At 36.1% G+C, this 19,257-nt stretch carries 22 protein-coding genes and 3 riboswitches; of the genes, 11 read left to right on the plus strand and 11 right to left on the minus strand.

The window, feature by feature from the left end; genetic code table 11:
- Positions 1-27 precede the first annotated feature (27 nt).
- From KDN24_RS25740 to KDN24_RS25760, 5 genes are all read right to left on the minus strand, one after another.
- A complete protein-coding gene (locus tag KDN24_RS25740) occupies positions 28-705 on the minus strand; it encodes a YdeI/OmpD-associated family protein (protein WP_409971205.1) in 678 nt (225 codons plus the stop codon).
- 542 nt (positions 706-1,247) lie between these two features.
- Positions 1,248-1,595 carry a hypothetical protein gene (locus KDN24_RS25745; RefSeq protein ID WP_409971206.1) on the minus strand — a complete coding sequence of 116 codons (348 nt, stop codon included), beginning with the start codon at positions 1,593-1,595 and terminating at the stop codon, positions 1,248-1,250.
- A 156-nt stretch (positions 1,596-1,751) separates the two neighbouring features.
- Positions 1,752-1,922 carry a helix-hairpin-helix domain-containing protein gene (locus KDN24_RS25750; RefSeq protein WP_409971207.1) on the minus strand — a complete coding sequence of 57 codons (171 nt, stop codon included), beginning with the start codon at positions 1,920-1,922 and terminating at the stop codon, positions 1,752-1,754.
- A gap of 38 nt (positions 1,923-1,960) precedes the next feature.
- Complete coding sequence (locus KDN24_RS25755; RefSeq protein ID WP_409971208.1) at positions 1,961-2,998, minus strand: HAAS signaling domain-containing protein; 1,038 nt, start codon at positions 2,996-2,998, stop codon at positions 1,961-1,963.
- Between the two features lie 80 nt (positions 2,999-3,078).
- Positions 3,079-3,414 carry a PadR family transcriptional regulator gene (locus tag KDN24_RS25760; protein WP_409971209.1) on the minus strand — a complete coding sequence of 112 codons (336 nt, stop codon included), beginning with the start codon at positions 3,412-3,414 and terminating at the stop codon, positions 3,079-3,081.
- A 268-nt stretch (positions 3,415-3,682) separates the two neighbouring features.
- Between KDN24_RS25760 and rluF the strand changes: the two genes are divergently transcribed.
- On the plus strand, positions 3,683-4,390 hold the full coding sequence (gene rluF, locus KDN24_RS25765) for a 23S rRNA pseudouridine(2604) synthase RluF (protein ID WP_409971210.1): 708 nt from the start codon (positions 3,683-3,685) through the stop codon (positions 4,388-4,390).
- 243 nt (positions 4,391-4,633) lie between these two features.
- Entirely contained in the window at positions 4,634-5,617 is a 984-nt protein-coding gene (guaC, locus tag KDN24_RS25770) for a GMP reductase (protein WP_409971211.1), read from the plus strand.
- A gap of 118 nt (positions 5,618-5,735) precedes the next feature.
- Here the strand turns inward: guaC and KDN24_RS25775 are convergent, their stop codons facing one another.
- Positions 5,736-6,623 (minus strand): LysR family transcriptional regulator, encoded by an 888-nt coding sequence (locus tag KDN24_RS25775; RefSeq protein WP_409971212.1) that lies wholly within the window; start codon positions 6,621-6,623, stop codon positions 5,736-5,738.
- A gap of 114 nt (positions 6,624-6,737) precedes the next feature.
- On the opposite strand from KDN24_RS25775, the gene KDN24_RS25780 reads away from it, so the two are divergent.
- Positions 6,738-7,928 carry a coenzyme F420-0:L-glutamate ligase gene (locus tag KDN24_RS25780; RefSeq protein ID WP_409971213.1) on the plus strand — a complete coding sequence of 397 codons (1,191 nt, stop codon included), beginning with the start codon at positions 6,738-6,740 and terminating at the stop codon, positions 7,926-7,928.
- Positions 7,929-7,989: 61 nt separating this feature from the next.
- On the opposite strand, the gene KDN24_RS25785 is transcribed toward KDN24_RS25780, so the two are convergent.
- The 4 genes from KDN24_RS25785 to KDN24_RS25800 form a co-directional block, all read right to left on the minus strand.
- Positions 7,990-8,952 carry a magnesium transporter CorA family protein gene (locus tag KDN24_RS25785; RefSeq protein WP_491348234.1) on the minus strand — a complete coding sequence of 321 codons (963 nt, stop codon included), beginning with the start codon at positions 8,950-8,952 and terminating at the stop codon, positions 7,990-7,992.
- Positions 8,953-8,991: 39 nt separating this feature from the next.
- The gene (locus KDN24_RS25790; RefSeq protein WP_409971215.1) at positions 8,992-9,942 is read right to left on the minus strand and encodes a magnesium transporter CorA family protein; all 951 of its coding nucleotides are present in this window, start codon (positions 9,940-9,942) and stop codon (positions 8,992-8,994) included.
- A 21-nt stretch (positions 9,943-9,963) separates the two neighbouring features.
- On the minus strand, positions 9,964-10,899 hold the full coding sequence (locus KDN24_RS25795; protein ID WP_409971216.1) for a magnesium transporter CorA family protein: 936 nt from the start codon (positions 10,897-10,899) through the stop codon (positions 9,964-9,966).
- 180 nt (positions 10,900-11,079) lie between these two features.
- Positions 11,080-11,254, minus strand: a riboswitch (M-box (ykoK) riboswitch).
- Between the two features lie 240 nt (positions 11,255-11,494).
- Positions 11,495-12,694 (minus strand): phosphoglycerate dehydrogenase, encoded by a 1,200-nt coding sequence (locus KDN24_RS25800; RefSeq protein ID WP_409971217.1) that lies wholly within the window; start codon positions 12,692-12,694, stop codon positions 11,495-11,497.
- Positions 12,695-12,802: 108 nt separating this feature from the next.
- A riboswitch (glycine riboswitch) is annotated at positions 12,803-12,882 on the minus strand.
- 101 nt (positions 12,883-12,983) lie between these two features.
- Positions 12,984-13,063: riboswitch (ZMP/ZTP riboswitch) on the minus strand.
- Positions 13,064-13,289: 226 nt separating this feature from the next.
- Between KDN24_RS25800 and KDN24_RS25805 the strand changes: the two genes are divergently transcribed.
- The 7 genes from KDN24_RS25805 to KDN24_RS25835 all read left to right on the plus strand — a co-directional run bounded on the left by KDN24_RS25805 (position 13,290) and on the right by KDN24_RS25835 (position 17,983).
- Positions 13,290-13,574 (plus strand): DUF4190 domain-containing protein, encoded by a 285-nt coding sequence (locus tag KDN24_RS25805; RefSeq protein ID WP_409971218.1) that lies wholly within the window; start codon positions 13,290-13,292, stop codon positions 13,572-13,574.
- Positions 13,575-13,948: 374 nt separating this feature from the next.
- Complete coding sequence (locus KDN24_RS25810; RefSeq protein ID WP_409971219.1) at positions 13,949-15,133, plus strand: GTP-binding protein; 1,185 nt, start codon at positions 13,949-13,951, stop codon at positions 15,131-15,133.
- A gap of 49 nt (positions 15,134-15,182) precedes the next feature.
- A complete protein-coding gene (gene rpmG / locus KDN24_RS25815; RefSeq protein WP_212925972.1) occupies positions 15,183-15,332 on the plus strand; it encodes a 50S ribosomal protein L33 in 150 nt (49 codons plus the stop codon).
- Between the two features lie 241 nt (positions 15,333-15,573).
- The gene (locus KDN24_RS25820; RefSeq protein WP_409971220.1) at positions 15,574-16,059 is read left to right on the plus strand and encodes a GyrI-like domain-containing protein; all 486 of its coding nucleotides are present in this window, start codon (positions 15,574-15,576) and stop codon (positions 16,057-16,059) included.
- Between the two features lie 34 nt (positions 16,060-16,093).
- A complete protein-coding gene (locus tag KDN24_RS25825) occupies positions 16,094-16,552 on the plus strand; it encodes a GyrI-like domain-containing protein (protein WP_409971221.1) in 459 nt (152 codons plus the stop codon).
- Positions 16,553-16,932: 380 nt separating this feature from the next.
- A complete protein-coding gene (locus KDN24_RS25830; protein WP_409971222.1) occupies positions 16,933-17,337 on the plus strand; it encodes a CidA/LrgA family protein in 405 nt (134 codons plus the stop codon).
- Complete coding sequence (locus tag KDN24_RS25835; RefSeq protein WP_409971223.1) at positions 17,303-17,983, plus strand: CidB/LrgB family autolysis modulator; 681 nt, start codon at positions 17,303-17,305, stop codon at positions 17,981-17,983. The genes KDN24_RS25830 and KDN24_RS25835 overlap by 35 nt, the downstream gene beginning before the upstream one ends.
- A gap of 56 nt (positions 17,984-18,039) precedes the next feature.
- On the opposite strand, the gene KDN24_RS25840 is transcribed toward KDN24_RS25835, so the two are convergent.
- Positions 18,040-18,519 carry a methylated-DNA--[protein]-cysteine S-methyltransferase gene (locus tag KDN24_RS25840; protein ID WP_409971224.1) on the minus strand — a complete coding sequence of 160 codons (480 nt, stop codon included), beginning with the start codon at positions 18,517-18,519 and terminating at the stop codon, positions 18,040-18,042.
- A 259-nt stretch (positions 18,520-18,778) separates the two neighbouring features.
- Between KDN24_RS25840 and KDN24_RS25845 the strand changes: the two genes are divergently transcribed.
- A complete protein-coding gene (locus KDN24_RS25845; protein ID WP_409971225.1) occupies positions 18,779-19,192 on the plus strand; it encodes a MarR family winged helix-turn-helix transcriptional regulator in 414 nt (137 codons plus the stop codon).
- Positions 19,193-19,257 lie beyond the last annotated feature (65 nt).

The following is a 19,257-nucleotide window of genomic DNA, read 5'->3' on the forward strand; positions in this document are numbered from 1 at the left end:
AGCCTAGCCCCTTACAAAATCCCAGCTTTACGATTCTCTTCTACGATACAAATCAATTGATTTATACCCATCTGCTAGGATTCCTTTCATTTCCTGCAATCGCTTTTCTTGTGTTTCCTTCCGCTTGGCACTATAAACATAACGAGCCCAGTCTTTCTGGTAGCCAGGAGTTAATTCGTTATACACCTTTAACAGCTCTTCATCTGCGGCCAAAAATTGCCGAATATCTTCAATATGCTGGAAATAGTCGTCCACACGCTGACTCTTTTTCTCTGTTTTGCCATTTTTCGTTTTCTTCCGCTCTGCCTTCAATCCGACTATCGTAAAAACATCATTCAAACTAATCATTCTAGAAAATTTCAGCATACTTCCAAAAACATAACCATCATCATCAGGATTGATTTCAGGAAAAATTTGATCACGCTCTATATACTCTTTATATTGTGGGTTATTCTTTTTCGGATAAGCAAAAAATACATAGCCCTTCTCATTGATGAGTTCTTTTTCTATTACCATTTGTAGATACTTCGAAAAATCTGCTAATTGAAAAATAAAGATAAACACCAAATCATATTTAGCTTGTTTTATTGAAATATCGTACTGCAACTCTTCGAAATCCTTAATATCCTCGGGTTTATGGAGAATGAGCTTTGTCGGATACTTATGTAAATTTAATTTTTCAATCACACTTTTTGCTGAATTCACTTCATCTTCTCCTCCTATTGTCTAATTTCAGGACTCCTAGCTTCTAAAGGGATTTTCACTATTCACTTGTGAAGAATTATAACATAAGGTTAAACACGCCTCCTAGCTTGTAAAGGAAAAAGATGAATATCCGTTTTTGGGGAAGCGATGTTACACAAAATGAGGGAACAGCACGAGGAGTGGTAATCAGATTGCCGTTTGATTCCCGAAATTTGATGTACACCCACCGTTCGGGAATCAAATTGTTCACTTGATTACCGAAATTCGTTGTGGACCCACATTTCGGGAATCAACTTGCTCACTTAATTACCGAAATTTGATGAGCACCTACCGTTCGGGAATCAAATTGCTTACTTGATTACCGAAATTTGATGAACACCCATCGTTCGGGAATCAACTGACTCACTTAATTACCGAAATTCGTTGTGCACCCACATTTCGGGAATCAACTTGCTCACTTAATTATCTTTATGTGAAAATACCTAATTTTCGCCTCCACTTAAAAAGCCCCTATCCAAATGGGTAGGAACTTCAATATCCTTTTATAAATGAATCACTTTAACAACACCCGTCTTTTTCATAAAAATGGTTTTATATTGAGCATGGCTATTTCCATCTTTGAAAAGCAGGATGCGTTTACTGAAGTTATCTTCAACGGTTTGAACGCTATAGCCAGATAAATCTGTTTTAGCTGAAAGTGTTTTATATTCAGGAAGCTGTGTGATCTCATCTGCTACTGATGCATTATAGTTGTAATGATACCCTTCGGAGTAATGAGAAAACGTCGCTTTTTGAGCTGGCGCTTCTACTTGTTCCCCTTTAACTGCATTCATACCTCCTGAAGCTATCAAAACCGCTCCCACTGCTGTAACTAATAGTGCTTTCATCATTCATTCTCTCCTTTATGGGTTGTTTTTTCTTACAAGATTTATCCTAAAGGAGTTTGTTGAGATTTCTCTGAGATAAAAATTAGAAATCCATGAGAAAGTAGGAGGTTCAGGAATAATATTCATTCAGAACCATTAGAAAATGAAAGGCCTTTTGCATTAAGCTCTTGTCGGAGTAACGCCATCGCTTTCCATTCCATGCAGCTGCAAAACTTCTGCTTCTGTAACCTTCGTGAGCTGCTCCAAGCGAATAATCCCAGCTCCTCTCAACGCTCGTTGCGCCGGCTTCGCTAAACCCGATGGTAGAACACTTTCCTTATTTTGTTCCATCCCATATCCTCCTTAAAACTTTCTTCTAATGTAATGAATTACCCTAGTGTATGAATAGTAGACTTCTCATCACTTTTGGACACGCGAATTCTAGCTTTTCGAAAGCCTTGGTATGAATCTAGTACGATGGCGAGCAAGTATAAAAGTATTGGCCAAAGGAAAAGCAATTTTTTTAGCTCAACTATATTTGATAAATGATCTGTTAAATATGCGGCAAAAGCAGGATTAAACAAATCAGGATTGCTAATAATTACGATAAATATAATGAAAGAAAGGATATTAACAATTACATTTAAAACAGCAACTTTATTCGTCCATTGAGCTTTCATCCACTTATAGATCGTTAAAACAACCTCTAATACAATCATAACGACAATTAGTGGCCAATATGAAAGCAGCACATCTTGATTAAACGTTCGTGTAACTAATTCAAGACCATTCTGCCCCTTTTCATAGATGCCAGCAAACCTTTCAGCGTTAAAATAAACCGTGGCCCAAATAGCTATCCAAAAAAAGCTTCCAAACACTTCTCCTTTCGAGATCGCTTTTTTCCTAGGAATATAAGGAATATCCTTTAAATCCTCTGGTGTCCATTCTTTAAAGCTCGCTGTTAAGGGGGTTTGTTTTTTTACATAGTCTGATCGTTCAAGAATCGCGAAAACAAGTGTTACCCAGAAAAATACTTGAATAATCGTACTTATTATGCCAATAATTAGGTCCACAATACTTGTAACAATGAAACTAATAAGCGTAACCTCACCATTGTATGTCAAAATACTTTCACCAATAATTACAAGACATGGTATCATAATGGCAATTAGCAAAATGATTTTTAATAAATTGATATATATATCATAATATCTTGGTCCAATTACATGCATTGGGCGATCTTGATAACGGCTCGCAAGAAGTGCAGGGCTTCCAAGCTTATAAAGAGCAGATTTTACTTCTTGTTCGGAATAATTTTCTGGCAGCATATCCTCAATCGTTGAATGCAGCTCCAACGCAATATCCTCGCGGTCTTTTTCTGGAAGCCTACGTGTTACTTCCTGAATATAAAGCTCAATTAAGTTCATCTTTATCCTCCTTCTATCTAGCTGCAAGCATTGACTTATCATGCGTAAAAATGACAAACCAACATGTCTTAACAGCTGCTTTAGCCTTCCTTATGATTCAATAATTGATACAGCTCTTGTGTCGTCTTCTCCCATTCCTTTTTTAATTGCAGAAAAACCTCAATTCCGTCATCACTTAACACGTAATACTTGCGCGGTCTACTCTCTGTTGTATCCCAGCTACTTGTCACCAATTTTTGCTTTTCCAACCGGCGTAGCAATGGATATAAAGTACTCTGATCAATAGCAATATCACTTTTTTCAAGTAACTGAACAAGTGAATAGCCATATTGCGGTGTGCGCAGCTGACTTAATACAGCTAATGTGAGCGTACCTCTTCTCAGCTCTGTCGATAATGAACTTAGTAAGGCATCCATTCAATCACTTCCTACTTCTCCATACTGTATGTCATACATTATTTTATATACTATGTATCATACACTATTGTGTGAATTAAACCAATTTGAATACTCAAAAATGTTACTAAATCTTGAATTTTTCCGTCATAATGTTGATCAAAATACTTAGCCAATTATGATTATTTTCGTTGTGGCTGATCTTGTTTCCTCAGCTATCTTCCTTGAAAACAAACTCATGTTTAAGGTATTCTAAAACATATAATTCTCCATTAAGGATGTCGAAAACATGCGAATAAATAAATTTATTAGTGAGTCTGGAAAGGCTTCTAGGCGCGGAGCAGATAAATTAATTAGTGAAGGCCAAGTTACGATTAATGGCAAGCTCGCCAAAATCGGTGATCAAGTGGAGCCAGGGGATGAAGTTCTCGTAAACGGAAGCCCGATTCGGATGGAAAAAAATCATGTGTATATCGCTTTAAATAAACCAGTAGGCATTACAAGTACAACTGAAAAGCATGTAAAAGGCAATATTGTTGATTTCGTCAACCATCCATTAAGAATTTTTCATATTGGGCGGCTGGATAAAGACTCAGATGGCTTAATTCTCCTGACGAATGATGGAGATATTGTCAATAAAATTTTACGTGTTGAAAATAAGCATGAAAAGGAATATATTGTTACAGTAGACAAGCCTATCACCCAAGAATTCCTCAAAAAGATGGCAGCAGGGGTAGAAATATTAGATACAAAAACATTGCCTTGTGAAGTTACTCAGCTATCAAAATATGTTTTTCAAATCATTTTAAGGCAAGGCTTAAACCGCCAAATTCGACGGATGTGTTCTGCTCTTGGATACCAAGTTCTCAGATTGCAGCGCACACGAATTATGAATATTCATTTAGGTAATTTACCCATTGGCCAATGGAGAGATTTAACGAAGAAAGAGCGCAACCAATTATTTACCGATTTACACTACGAGCCGAGGGAATGGTAAAAATTTAAAGCTAATAGAAGTAGGAATGTCAGCCGTTGCGATATAAGCAAAAAATATGATTCAAAAAGGAGTTGTCCTCATTAATTGGGCAACTCTTTTTTTAGCTGGTAGGAAAGGAACGCCAAGTTTTTCTAACATAAATCATAATAACCTTTGACATACTGATAAAATAATGTAAAATACCAAATGTACGAACGTTTTAATTTAGTTAAACTTCAATATTCGTATTTAGGGGTGGAATCTATGGAAAACGTATTTGATTATGAAGATATACAATTAATTCCTGCAAAATGCATCGTTACTAGTCGTTCAGAATGTGATACAAGTGTAACATTAGGTGGTCATACATTTAAGTTGCCAGTTGTTCCTGCAAATATGCAGACAATTATAGATGAAAAAATTGCTCTTTATTTAGCGGAAAATGGCTACTTCTACATTATGCACCGATTTGAGCCAGAGAAACGAATCTCGTTTATTAAAGATATGCATGCACGTGGATTAATCGCCTCGATTAGTGTTGGGGTTAAGAGTGAGGAATATAGCTTTATTGAACAATTATCAAAAGAAAATCTAACGCCAGAGTACATTACAATCGATATTGCACACGGACATTCCAATGCCGTTATCGAGATGATTAAGCATATTAAAACACATGTACCTAATAGCTTTGTGATCGCAGGAAATGTAGGAACTCCTGAAGCAGTACGAGAATTAGAAAATGCCGGTGCCGATGCAACAAAGGTTGGAATTGGACCAGGTAAAGTATGTATTACAAAGATTAAAACAGGTTTCGGAACTGGTGGCTGGCAATTAGCTGCTCTACGTTGGTGTGCAAGAGCAGCAAGCAAGCCAATTATTGCTGATGGAGGCATTCGCACTCATGGTGATATCGCGAAATCCGTGCGCTTCGGTGCGTCTATGGTTATGATCGGCTCTTTATTTGCCGGACACGAAGAGTCTCCAGGCGAAACGATTGAAAAAGACGGCAAGCTGTACAAAGAATATTTCGGCTCAGCATCAGAGTTTCAAAAGGGCGAAAAGAAAAATGTCGAAGGCAAAAAAATGTTTGTCGAATTCAAAGGTTCGTTAAAAGATACGTTAATTGAAATGGAGCAAGATCTCCAATCTTCCATTTCCTATGCTGGTGGCAGAAAATTAGAATCCATCCGTAATGTCGATTATGTCATCGTTAAAAACTCAATCTTTAATGGAGACAAAGTATATTAAGATTGATTGATTACAATGAGCTGCTTAAAATAAACGTCTAATTCATCTTGTTTAGAATTAGACGTTTAGCAAGCAGCTCTTTTTAAGATAAATACATTTAATAAAACATCAATCGTGGTTATTTATTATTTCCAATAATCTCAACGAATTTCATTGAAGCCTGTGACAAGGGTACGCTTTTTAAAAAACAGACACCTATACTTCTCTTCGGTATTTCTTCGATCAGCTTTGCTTCATACAATAGTCCTTTATTCAAATAATCGAGTGAGAATTCTCTCGTCACACAGGCGATCCCTAAATTAATTCTCGCAAATTCCAATAATAAATCATGAGAGCCTAATTCAAATTCGGGTGAAATTTGAATCCCTTTCGATAAAAAATAATCCTCCACATATTTCCGAGAATTTGATTTCGGCTCAAAGAAGATTAATGGAAGTTTAACGAGCTTTTGCAGCTTTATCGGTTTCGCTAAAACCTTTCTAAACTTATCACCATACACAAATGTATCTTGTATAGTAAAGCAAGGTCTTACTTCTAACGTGGAATCTTCGATTGGAAGGTTGCAAATAGCAATATCGACCTCCCCAGACTTCAAAAGAGCACAGAGCTCGAAGGTTGTTCCATTTTCAATCTTAAACTTAATATTCGGATATCGATTATGGAAAATTTCTAAATAGGGTAATAAATAATGTCGGGAAATCGTATCTCCTACACCAATCTTTAATTCTCCTGCTGTTAAATTCTTAAATTCTAAAATCTTTTCTTCCCCAACATCTATTAATTTAATAGCTGATTGGGCATATTCAAAAAGAAGATGACCTTCATCTGTTAGAGACACCCCTTTTGGTGTCCGATTAAATAGGCGCGTATCTAATTCTTTTTCCAATTGCATGATTGCTTGACTGACAGCAGGCTGTGTCATATACAGCTCTTTCGCTGCTTTGGAAAAGCTTTTATTTTTCCCCACTACACAAAAAATTTTATATAAATCTAATTTGCTAACCATATAAACACCTCTTATATCCACCATTAGATATATTAATTTTACTTATATCATTAAATCGAGGTATAGTACAAGTAGTGATCAAAATTAACTTGATTAGTTTAAGGAGCGATTATATTGGAAAGAGTCGTTGGAACTGTTGTTAGAGGTCTTCGTTGCCCAATTATCAATCAAGGTGACAATATTGAAGAAATCGTAGTTGATAGTGTGTTAAAGGCATCTGAAGTTGAGGGCTTTCATATTCATGATAAAGATATCGTTACTGTAACAGAATCGATTGTTGCACGTGCGCAAGGAAATTATGCGACAATTGATCATATTGCTCAAGATGTCAAAGCAAAATTCGGCGATGAGACAATTGGCGTCATTTTCCCGATTTTAAGCCGAAATCGATTTGCTATCTGCCTTCGTGGGATTGCAAAAGGAGCTAAGAAAATTGTTCTTATGCTTAGCTATCCATCAGACGAAGTAGGCAACCACTTAGTCGATATTGATGAGCTTGATGAAAAAGGCGTTAATCCTTGGACAGATGTACTATCAGAAAAACAATTCCGCGATCTTTTTGGCTATAATAAGCATACTTTTACGGGTGTTGATTATATCGATTATTATAAATCGTTAGTAGAAGAATATGGGGTTGAATGTGAGGTTATTTTCTCCAATAATCCAAAAACGATTCTAGACTACACGAAAAATGTACTTACATGCGATATTCATACGAGATTTAGAACGAAGCGAATTTTAAAAGCAAATGGCGGCGAAAAAATTTATAGCCTTGATAATATTTTAGCAGAATCGATTGATGGAAGCGGCTGTAATGAAGCATATGGGCTACTCGGTTCTAATAAAGCAACTGAAGATAGTGTGAAGCTTTTCCCACGCAATTGCCAGCCAATCGTTGATAAAATTCAGCAAATGCTTAAAGACAAAACAGGTAAAAATGTTGAGGTTATGGTTTATGGAGACGGCGCATTTAAAGACCCTGTCGGTAAGATTTGGGAGCTTGCTGACCCTGTTGTATCACCTGCTTACACATCAGGTCTTGACGGTACGCCGAATGAAGTAAAATTAAAATATCTTGCTGATAATAATTTTGCCAACTTAAAAGGTGAAGAGCTTAAACAAGCGATTGCTGAATTTATTAATAATAAAGAAGCAGATCTTGTCGGCTCGATGGAAGCACAAGGAACAACACCAAGAAAGCTTACTGACCTTATCGGTTCGCTATCTGATTTAACTTCTGGTAGTGGTGATAAAGGAACACCGATTATCTTTATTCAAGGGTATTTCGATAACTATACGAAATAAATGAACTTTAAGAAAAAAAGGGGAATTTTCATTTGTGGAAATCCCCCTTTTATTTCTCTGTCTATAAAAATGATCGGGCAAAATATTGTTTTTTGAAAAAAACAAAAGTAGACAGACCCATTAGAGCGACCGTAACGACAATTACGAATAAAAATGCGTTTGGCTTATCTTGGAATGGAATCGGTACATTCATCCCGTAAATACTAGCAATTAGCATTGGTACTGACAAAATGATCGTAAATGCCGCAAGTAATTTAAGTACCTGGTTTACGTTATTTTGGATCATATTTCCATATGCATCCATAACATTATTTAAATTGGCCTGGTTGATTTCCGTTACTTCATATGCTTGCTCTAACTCGATAAGTACATCGTCTAAAACATCTGCATCCGCTTCATATCGTTTAATATAGTCCCCGTGCAAGATTTTTTTCATCGTAAATTTCATCTGTTTCAAAGAGGTTACCATATAGATGAGACTTTCATTCAAGTTAAGAAGTGTATACATCTCACGATTACGATATGACTTAGCAAGCTCCGCCTCTGCCCATCCGATCTCACGCTCAATCGTTGCCGAAGAATGAATGTAAGCACGAGCAGTTGTATTTAATATATTTAACGTATTTCGCGTTTTCATATGCGTAGCGGAATCATTCATCTCGCTGTTAAAAAAATCCACCAAAAAAGGTACTTCTTCACCGCAAATGGTTAGCATATGATCTTTCGTATGAATAATGCCCATGGGAATTGTCCGATATTTCACGTCTTGACGAGAACTCTCAATATCTTCACGATCAAAAGGGATATGAATGACCATCATGATCGCCCCATCGCGTTGCTCAATACGCGGCCGTTCTTCATGATCAAGTGAATCAATTATAAAATCCCTTGGGATGGCAAGCTCTTCAACTACATAGTCAATTTCATTTGCTGTTGGCTTAACAAGATGAAGCCAACTGTTATGAGTAATATTTGCTTGCATCTCCATTTTTCCTTCTAATGTACTTTTATAAATAACGAGCATGTTAACACACATCCTTTCTTGTTTACTGCCATCAGTCTATTAAAATCGCAAAAATTTTGTTTTATAAAATACATAGATAAGACCCCCACTGATTGCAGCCATTAACCCCATCACTACTATAAACATGAATGGTTCTTGTTCATAAGGCAAGGGGACGTTCATTGAGAAAATACTTGCAATCATTGTCGGGATCATTAGTACGATTGTAAGCGTCGTTAGGATTTTCAAAACACCGTTGAGATTATTATGAATTATACAAGCGTACGCATCCATCAAACCACTTAAACTGAGGCTGCGCATTTCCGTCACTTCCGCAGCTTGTTCAAGATCAACTAATGCACTGTGAAGCATTTGCGCATCTTCCTCAAATAGATTAATAGTTTTCCCTTTAGAAAGATGCCGAAAAACATTGCGCATAGCACGCAAAGATGTTGAAAAGTAAACGAGACTTTTATTAATGTGAATCAATCCAAATAACTCGCGATTATTATGTGATTTTTTCAATTCTTCCTGTAAGCGGCTGATTTGTGCCGTTATCGTTTTGAGAAAATTGAGATACGACTGTGCAACTGCCTCAAAGAGCAATAATGTCGCCCGTGTCTTCATATGGGTTTGAAAAGAATCATGCTTCCCTGAAATTACATCGTTTATTAATGGAATGTCTTCTTTAGCGACAATCACTAAATGATTTTCCACATGAATGATTCCAAATGGCAGTGTTCGATAAGGCACAGCTTCATACAACCGTTCTTCATCCATCGCAATGGGGGCATTTAGAATGATAAGCGATGATGAATTGGTTTTTTCAATCCTTGGTCTTTCATGAATGTCTAATGATTCATGGAAGAAGGCCTTTGGAATATTAAGTTTATTCGAAACTATAGAAATCTCGACATCTGTCGGGTCTACGAGATAGAGTATCGTATTATGGGCAAAATGGGATACCGTTTGTAATCGGTTAGATTGACCACTTTGAAAAATTGTAAGCATTTGTTTTCCTCGCTTCCCCGTCTAAAATAGACGTTTTTTGTAAAATATCCAGCCCGTCGCTAAAATGATTATTGCTGAGAATGACATAAGAACGGCAAGGATGTACTCCCCATTCTGTTCTGGCAACGGGATGTTCATCCCATATATACTTGCTATTACTAACGGGAACGTAAAAATAACTGTTAAAGCTGTTAATACCTTCACGACAGCACTTAAGTTAATTTCAATCGCAGCCGAATAGGCATCCATCATATTCCCTAAATTTTCGTTGTAGATTTCAGATGTATCAAGAGCTTGCTGCATTTCGATAATGGCAGCTTGCATTAGCTTTTCCACTTCTTCATCCATTTCGAAATTTATCATTCTTGAAAGCTTCTGCATCATCATACGATTGACTTTAAGTGCCTTTGTAAAAAAAACAAGACTCTTTTTTATATTGAATAGAGTATACACTTCACGATTATTTATAGATTTTTGTATCTTCTTTTCCGCTTCGATGATTTTTTGATTAAGATCATCTAACGAATGTAAATAATAATGCGCAGATACAAGCAATATCTGTAAAGTTAAATATGTTTTCCTATTTGTAAAAATCGGCTTTACAAATTGCTTACTAAATTCCTGTAAAATTGGATGATTAATCCGACATATGGAAACAATTACATTGTTCGTTTGAATGATACCGATTGGAACTGTACGGAATGGTTCAGTTCCACCAATTTCTACTTCTAACGGTACATTGATAATAAGCATTAAACCATTTTCATTCTTTTTAATACGGGAGCGTTCATCAGAATCAAGGGAGTCGCGGATAAAGTCATCCGGTATTCCATGGCGGCTTGCGATATACTGTATCTCTTCTTCTGATGGTTCAGTGAGATGTATCCAGCAGCCCTGATAGATCTCAGACTGTTCTTGAAGCAGCCCTTTGTCATCGCTTTGATAAATTTTAAACATCGAAATGTCCTCCTCATCTGCTTGATTGAAACAGATTTAAGTTTTACAAAATTACTATCACAATCGGTTATACTGGGACTATCCATCCTAACCCCCTCCTTTCTTGAGAAAAAATTAAAAGACCCTCCAGGATACCTAGAGGGTCTAAATGAACGCACACAAAAAAGCACTCGTATTTTCACATTTCCCCCTAGTCGAGTTTTAGCACTATACACCGTAAAGAGTGATCCATTCACTCTTAGCCACATTATGAAAAGCCTTAATCCGGCAATTCCTGTTCTACCCATGGGCATCTTTCGATATTTCTGGGCAGTGGCCTATGTTTGCATAGGAGCCTCACCTAACGAGGTTATTTAATTCTCCACGCAATCGTAACGCCCTCCTTTCTATTTGTCAAGGGATAAATTTTTTGGCACAAGTCACCTTATTAGTTGGAAAAAGTAAAGACGAATAATCGATGCCGCCAAAAATTGAAATGTTTAAGTTGATCGACGTACTGCTTTCCTGCTCTGGTTTGCCCTTCCCACAAAAAATCCCCCACCCATTTTGCTACTTTGAAATGAGTGGGGGATTGATTTAACTAAAAAAATAAATTTTAAATAATCCGTACAGTTACCATGCCTTCAGTGTCATTGATTTTCTCCATTAAACTAGGAATAACATCGCCGTTTATTTTTTCATCTAAATCAATAATCGTATAAGCATAGTCTCCTCGACTCCTATTAATCATGTCTGCAATATTTAAATGGTAGTTGGAGATAGCTAGTGTAATCTTGCCGACCATATTTGGTATGTTTTGATGAAAAGCAGTGATTCGACACTTTCCTGTATAAGGTAAAGAGGCGTTAGGAAAGTTCACTGAGTTTTTTATATTTCCAGTTTCCAAAAATTCCTTCACTTGACGACTTGCCATAATAGCACAGTTCTCCTCAGATTCTACGGTAGACGCACCAAGATGTGGGATTGGAACAACATTTTTCATTTTCAATACAGTGTCATTTGGGAAGTCTGTAATATACTTGCCAATTTTCCCATTTTCAAGGGCCTTCGCCATATCCTCTTCATTGACAAGCTCACCGCGAGAAAAATTCAAAATATAAGTGTCAGGCTTCATAATACTAAAGGCATCAGCATTAAACATTCCCCTCGTGTCATCTGTTAGCGGTACATGTACAGTAATATAATCAGCTCTAGCAAACAGTTGATCGATCGTCATTGCCCGCTGGATGTTGCGGGATAAATTCCATGCTGTATCAACTGATATAAATGGGTCAAACCCAATTACCTCCATATCTAAATCAAGCGCATCATTTGCGACGAGTGCACCGATCGCACCTAGACCAATTACACCTAATGTTTTTCCCTTAATTTCTTTTCCGACAAATTGTTTTTTCCCTGCTTCCACGAGCTTAGAAATTTCGGCTCCTTCCCCTTCTAATGACCTTACCCAGCTTACTCCAGCAAAAAGATTACGAGATGAGGCCATTAAGGAAGTTAAAACAAGCTCCTTTACTGCATTTGCATTGGCACCAGGCGTATTGAAAACCACTATTCCTCTTTCTGTGCATGTATCGACTGGAATATTATTAACACCCACTCCTGCCCGTGCTATCGCCTTTAATTGAGTACCTAATTCCATTGCATGCATGTTAAAGCTGCGAACAACGATCGCATCAGGGTTATCGCTCTCATGATCGAGTGTATAATCATTCTTACCGAAAACATTTAACCCGCTTTCTGCAATATTGTTTAACGTTTTAATTGTTTTTATTTTATTTAAAGTCGTTGTGTTCATGTTATTTTCTCCTCTTTATTATCCATGAATTTTAATAATCTAATAAAAAAAGAGATTGGTGGTCTCCAATCCCTTCAGACGTCAAAAATAACAAATGAACATGGTATTTGTTATTCTTCTGTCCTTTTGCCTGAGATTTTGAACCCTTCGGCGCTGCAGATCTCTGCACCCTCTCCAGAAGCTGCTCCTGCTATAGTGTCACCCATAACAATCGTCGCATTTACAATATTTAGTTTTTGGTAAGTGAAATCTCCTCCTTATAGCATAAAGAGGCAAGGGATCATTCCCTTACCTCTGCCCAGGCGATCGGCTCAACGACACTATGTGCTCCCTTACGGTTATCCGTTTTCGCCAGTCACACATAGCCATTTTATTTCCTTTATCTTACCAAATACATTGGGAACGTTCAACCAGAAAATCCCTTTAAAAAAACATTATTATTTCGCTCCCATTAAAAATATTAATTGTATGTATAATATGTCAAAATACCCCGAAAATTGTTGACAGAATCCAATAATAATTCTAAATTATAATATAGTGGTAAATATATCCTATAAATATATATAACTACCAAATTTGGAAAGGGGTGAATAAAATGAATAATGAACAAACTCAAACAGTAATCGTACAAAAAGCAGAAGGTAATGGATTAGCGGTTGCTGGATTAGTTTTAGGTATAATTGGTGTTGTATTAAATCTAATTCCTTTCATTCCTTATATTCTAGGAATATTAGCAATCATTTTTGGTGCGATTGGAATGAAGAGCACAGTAAAAAGAGGGATGTCTATTGCGTCCATTATTTTAGGTGCTGTTTCGATTGGATTAAAATTATTATTTTGGATAGGCGTTGCTTCATTAGGTTCACTTGGCTCATTATAAGTCATTATTTTTATATTTTAACAATTCTTTTTAGGCGACTGAAATTCAGTCGCCCATTTTAATGTATCTTTGTAGGTGAAAAAACTTTTATTCGACTAAAATTACGATTAGCAACTATCCACGTACTTCTAAACTTAACAAGTGTAGCTCGAACTCACTATCCTTCAGAACACTTACTGATTAAACACCCTCTCTTGCTTTCTAAAAAAAAATGTACTACAATATAAATCGTAATCATTACGTTTTATATCAAATGTACTTAACTTAAACGAATTAATACCTCCTAATAAAGTTTCGATATAAATTCATCTTATTTGTATCGTAGTATACTTTTTAAATCGTAATGATTACGTTTAATGAATTGAGGTGAATACATGTTAACCAAATTACCCGTTACCGTTTTAAGTGGATACTTAGGCTCAGGAAAAACAACATTACTAAATCATGTATTATCAAATCGTGAGAATAAAAAAATTGCAGTGATTGTCAATGATATGAGCGAGGTCAATATTGATGCATCTATGATTAAACAAGGCGGCTTCTCTCGGACGGAAGAGAAATTAGTTGAGCTTCAAAACGGCTGCATTTGCTGTACATTAAGAGAGGACTTAATTATTGAAGTACAAAGGCTTGTGCAGGCAGGAGATATTGATTACATCTTAATTGAATCAACTGGCATTTCAGAACCTATTCCTGTCGCTCAAACCTTTACATATGCCGATGATGTCCTTGGAATAAACTTATCTGATTTTTGCAGACTAGACACGATGGTCACAGTCGTTGATGCGAATCGTTTCTGGCATGATTTTGCTTCAGGTGAGAGCCTGCTTGATAGAAAGCAAGCAACAGATGAGATGGATACCCGCGAAGTGGTGGACTTATTAATTGATCAAATTGAATTTGCGAATGTCATCATTTTGAACAAAATTGATTTAGTGGATGAAGAAAGCATTCAAGAACTTAAAGCCGTTTTGCAAAGGCTAAATCCAGATGCAAAATTGATTGAAAGCTCATATGGACAAGTAGCACTTAATGAAATCTTAAATACCCATTTATTTGATTTTGAAGATGCAAGCCAAGGGGCTGGATGGATAAAAGAATTAACAGAAGAACATATACCAGAAACAGAAGAGTATGGGATTTCTTCTTTTGTCTATCGAAGAAGAAGACCTTTCCATCCGGAACGATGGACAAACTGGCTTGATGATTGGCCAGCTGACATTGTTCGTGCGAAAGGATTTTTTTGGCTTGCCACTCGAAATGACATGACTGGATTAATCTCTCAAGCTGGACCATCTATTATATTGCAAGGTGCCGGGGAATGGTTGGCTGCTTATCCTGAAGAGGAAAGAGAACAAATTTTACAAGAAGAACCAGAGCTCTTGGAAAATTGGGATGAAACTGTTGGAGATCGCATGAATGAGCTAGTTTTCATTGGTATCGATATGAACCGAGAGGAGATTGAACATTCATTAGATGCCTGTTTATTAACAGATGAAGAAATGCAAATGGACTGGAGTACATTCATGGATCCGCTCCCACCGTTCTCTGCAGATTAATACCCTGTAAGACCCACCTAACAAAAATTGTCATGAAAGGAGTCAAATAATGAGAGTAAACATCACTTTAGCCTGCACAGAAACAGGCGATCGCAATTATATTACAACTAAGAATAAAAGAAATAATCCCGAACGTATTGAGCTTATGAAATACTCCCCTCGCCTAAAAAAGCACACATTACACAGAGAAACAAAATAAACGTCGAATGGAGAAGTAGCTAGACTAATCTAGCTGCTTTCTTTTTTTATTCGACGAAACTAGCAGCAACCCCTTATAAATTTTAATTTTCTGATAAATCAAAAGGAAAAACTAGACAAATGGCGAACATACCTATTGGATAGAAATATTGTTCTATCATAAGCCCCCTTAACTACACCAGGCAATATCACCAAAAAGCAGTGGGAGATTATTTAATAAAGGAAAAAAGGAGATGTAAACATTGGAACCCAAAGTTATAAAGTTGAATTCATTTCAAGTAATGGGCTATCACTTTGAGGCAAATCTTCAAGAAATTGAAAAAGAAGGACTAGGTAAGAAAACACTATTAAAATTACAAGAAAACGCAGATCAATTTATAAATAAAAGCGGAGATCACATTTATTTAGTGCAAATATACCCTATGAAAGAAAATTTCAATGCTAATGTAGATAAATTCACACAAATTATTGGTTTTGAAGTATCTGATTCAAGTAATATCCCAGAAGGAGCAATCCTCCATACGCTAGAGGAGAATTTATATGTAAAGTATACACATCGAGGGCTCGAAGCAGATTTGCACAAAACATATGATTACCTATACGGCAAATGGTTAATGGACAATGGCTACTTTCCAATTGGGTATGATGCCGAGTTATGGGATGAACGATATAAACCTTTTGATCCAGAAAATGAAATCGATCTGTTCATTCCTGTTAAAAAACAGTAGAGTCATTATGGAATTTTAAGGAGGATGATAAAGAATGAAATTAGAAAAAGTTGATTTTCAAATAATCGGAATAAAGCATACGGCCAATTTTGCTGAGTATCCTACCATCATCCCTGATAAAGTTCAACAAATGCAGAGACGTGAAAATGAATTATCAAATGTAACAACGAAAAGAGTCATTGTGTACGAGCCTAAAAAAGATCGTCATCACGATACGGGTTATTTCTATACAGGAGTAATTGTAAAGGAAGAAAATAAGAACATCCCCGATGATATGGAAGCTCTACATTTAGCGGGTGAATATGCGGTGCTCGAAACGATCTTCGATGGAAATCGAATGGGTGAATTTTACACAAAATTGGATCAATGGATTTTGGAAAATGGCTATCGGCATAAGCAAGATGAGTTAATCATTGAAGTTTACGAAGAAAAGGACGGCGAATTAGCTCTCACTATCTACATGCCTTTTTCACAAATAATACGATCATCTTAAACAGATAAGAAGAAGTAACTGACCCCCCTTCCCTCCAACAAAAAAATAATTGAGATTTCCAGCTCTACAATATAGAAATATTTCCGGTCAAGACTTTCTGGCAGGAGTTAGTGGTCAGTCGGTGCATTTTTTAAAGGTGTGGCTCTGTATTGAACCACACCTTGCCCCTTTTCTCAAAATTTCCATCAATCCTCTGTGCTTCTTATTATCTCATAAACTATCAATTAGAATACACATTCTTCTGCTTCAAATGATCTTGCCTATTTATTTACCCTTCTTGCATACAAAATTTGAATGGCTGGCATCCAGATTTTTTATTTTACCTATCCCATTTTCAGCAGTACACTTAGAAAGGAAAACAACTTAGAAAGGTGAACAGCATGAAGAAATTATTAATCGGATGTACTCAAATTCTCCTATTATGTGGTTTCACTTATGTAATGGGAAAATTATCAGGATTCCTTCATCTTCAAATACCAGGAAGTATAATAGGGTTTATCGTTTTGTTTATTCTTTTACAGACAAAAATCGTTAAATTGAAGTGGATTGAAGTTGGAGGAAGCTGGTTAGTTACTGAACTGCTTCTATTTTTTATTCCATCTGCCGTTGGAATGATTCATTATCGAGAGCTACTATTGGACAACGGTTTAAAAATTATCTTTATCCTTATCGTCAGCTCTTCTGTCGTCATGATTTGCTCTGGTTTAGTAGCTGAAAAAATGACAGCACGAAAGGAGTCAAAAGTAGAAAATGCTGACACTACTTTGTTTCATTCTCACCGTTAGTACTTATTGGGGAGCTAAATGGTGTTACCAAAAAACGAAAAAGGTGTATCTGTCACCATTACTTATCGCACCTCTCGTCATCATACTCATCTTAATACTTTTTAATATAAACTATGAAACATATAATCAAGGGGCTAAGTGGCTTACGATCATTTTACAACCTGCAACCGTCGCATTGGCGATTCCACTGTATCGCTATTATCCGGTACTAAAAAAATATTTCCGTGAAATTTTTGCAAGTGTATTGCTCGGGTCCATAATCGCTATTTTCGTTTCGTTTTTCTTAGCAAAGCTTGTGCATTTAAATCAAGACTTACTTGCAAGTATAATCCCATTTTCCATTACAACGCCGATAGCGATGGAAGTTTCAGATAAAATTGGTGGCATACGTACGATTACAGCTGTTTTTGTCATTATGACTGGTATTATCGGAATGGTACTCGGCCCTTGGATAATACGCCTTTTTCAATTTAAAAATGACATTACAAAAGGCGTATTATTAGGCACTAGCTCACATGGAGCTGGAACGTCAAAAGCATTAGAATTAGGCAGCATGGCAGGCGCTGTTTCAAGTATATGTATGGTATTAGCTGGTATCCTCACCTTTTGGCTCTTACCATGGATTTATTTACATGTATTAAGTTAATAGAAATGACAATAAAACTAAAACACAGTTTAATATGTTTTAGTTTTATTGTTCATCTAATTAGTTATGAAAGCTTGTTCATGCTGAAGAAGCCATTCTTTTCTCCACAAACCGCCAGCATAACCCGTTAATTTTCCATTTGCCCCTATAATTCGGTGACAAGGAATAACAATGCTTAATTTATTTTTCCCATTCGCACTACCGACTGCTCTTACAGCCTTTTCATTCTTAATCGATAAAGCAATATCCTTATAAGATCCTGTTTGGCCGTATTGAATCTTTGTTAATGCATTCCAAACAGACTTTTGAAACGCTGTCCCCTCCAAATTATATGGAATTGTAAATTGATTACGAGTTCCTTTAAAGTACTCATCAAGTTCATTAAAGCAATCTAGTAAAACCTTTGGCAAATCATCTTGAATACGATTGACGATTTTATCCTGATCAGAAAACAGGATAGAACAGATTGCCTCATCTGTACCTACAATTTCTATCACCCCAATTGGTGATTGATAATCTAATCTATACAAACTCATATTAGAACCTCCTTAAGTAAAAAGTTGATTACTTTATATAACCATAATTAAATCTTCGTTATTTAAGTTGATTTTCTTCCCCATTATTATACTTTAAAATAGATTCTTCTGAGTGAGCATTAATAGAAAGCATACATTCCTTTACAACTAAATAAAGGCATTCTGTTCTCCGAAATAAAATTAGAGGATAAACTCATGTTCTATATGTTAAACTTACTATATATTTTAATGAGTAAATATTATAATAGGCTGTGATAACATGTCAAAAGAGAATCAAATACATAATGTCGAAGTAATAATGAAGGAAATGCTTGAAATCCAACAAAAGTCTAAGATGTTCGTAAATTTGCTCTCTGAAGGAGAATCACTTTCACAAAACCAGCTTATTCTTCTCCTCCAGCTGAAAATAAATGGTGGGATGAAAGCGACAGAAATTGCTGATTTTTTCAGTGTGACCCCTGGGGCTGTTACATCAATGTGCGACAAATTAGAAAAATTGGATTTAATGCAGCGTGTAAGAGAAAGTGAAGATCGCCGCGTCGTCAACATGATGCTGACAAATAATGGCGAGGAAAAAGTTAATAAAATATTTTTAAAATTTTCCCATGAAAAATTAGCCGAAATAGCAAAGGTATTAATTGATGTAAATAAGTTAATGAGTACCATTTTTTAGGATTCCATTTAGGAATCCTTTTTTTATTGTTGACAAAGCTATACTGTTTATACTTTAATAAATAT

The organism is Cytobacillus sp. Bva_UNVM-123 (assembly GCF_046351715.2).
GTDB lineage: Bacteria > Bacillota > Bacilli > Bacillales > Cytobacillaceae > Cytobacillus.

Coding starts and splice junctions, on each gene's coding strand:
- KDN24_RS25745 (WP_409971206.1), bottom strand. CDS start 1,595: ATGATGAAAGCACTATTAGTTACAGCAGTGGGAGCGGTTTTGATAGCT.
- KDN24_RS25750 (WP_409971207.1), bottom strand. CDS start 1,922: ATGGAACAAAATAAGGAAAGTGTTCTACCATCGGGTTTAGCGAAGCCG.
- KDN24_RS25755 (WP_409971208.1), bottom strand. CDS start 2,998: ATGAACTTAATTGAGCTTTATATTCAGGAAGTAACACGTAGGCTTCCA.
- KDN24_RS25760 (WP_409971209.1), bottom strand. CDS start 3,414: ATGGATGCCTTACTAAGTTCATTATCGACAGAGCTGAGAAGAGGTACG.
- rluF (WP_409971210.1), top strand. CDS start 3,683: ATGCGAATAAATAAATTTATTAGTGAGTCTGGAAAGGCTTCTAGGCGC.
- guaC (WP_409971211.1), top strand. CDS start 4,634: ATGGAAAACGTATTTGATTATGAAGATATACAATTAATTCCTGCAAAA.
- KDN24_RS25775 (WP_409971212.1), bottom strand. CDS start 6,623: ATGGTTAGCAAATTAGATTTATATAAAATTTTTTGTGTAGTGGGGAAA.
- KDN24_RS25785 (WP_491348234.1), bottom strand. CDS start 8,952: ATGCTCGTTATTTATAAAAGTACATTAGAAGGAAAAATGGAGATGCAA.
- KDN24_RS25790 (WP_409971215.1), bottom strand. CDS start 9,942: ATGCTTACAATTTTTCAAAGTGGTCAATCTAACCGATTACAAACGGTA.
- KDN24_RS25795 (WP_409971216.1), bottom strand. CDS start 10,899: ATGTTTAAAATTTATCAAAGCGATGACAAAGGGCTGCTTCAAGAACAG.
- KDN24_RS25800 (WP_409971217.1), bottom strand. CDS start 12,694: ATGAACACAACGACTTTAAATAAAATAAAAACAATTAAAACGTTAAAC.
- KDN24_RS25805 (WP_409971218.1), top strand. CDS start 13,290: ATGAATAATGAACAAACTCAAACAGTAATCGTACAAAAAGCAGAAGGT.
- KDN24_RS25810 (WP_409971219.1), top strand. CDS start 13,949: ATGTTAACCAAATTACCCGTTACCGTTTTAAGTGGATACTTAGGCTCA.
- rpmG (WP_212925972.1), top strand. CDS start 15,183: ATGAGAGTAAACATCACTTTAGCCTGCACAGAAACAGGCGATCGCAAT.
- KDN24_RS25825 (WP_409971221.1), top strand. CDS start 16,094: ATGAAATTAGAAAAAGTTGATTTTCAAATAATCGGAATAAAGCATACG.
- KDN24_RS25830 (WP_409971222.1), top strand. CDS start 16,933: ATGAAGAAATTATTAATCGGATGTACTCAAATTCTCCTATTATGTGGT.
- KDN24_RS25835 (WP_409971223.1), top strand. CDS start 17,303: ATGCTGACACTACTTTGTTTCATTCTCACCGTTAGTACTTATTGGGGA.
- KDN24_RS25840 (WP_409971224.1), bottom strand. CDS start 18,519: ATGAGTTTGTATAGATTAGATTATCAATCACCAATTGGGGTGATAGAA.
- KDN24_RS25845 (WP_409971225.1), top strand. CDS start 18,779: ATGTCAAAAGAGAATCAAATACATAATGTCGAAGTAATAATGAAGGAA.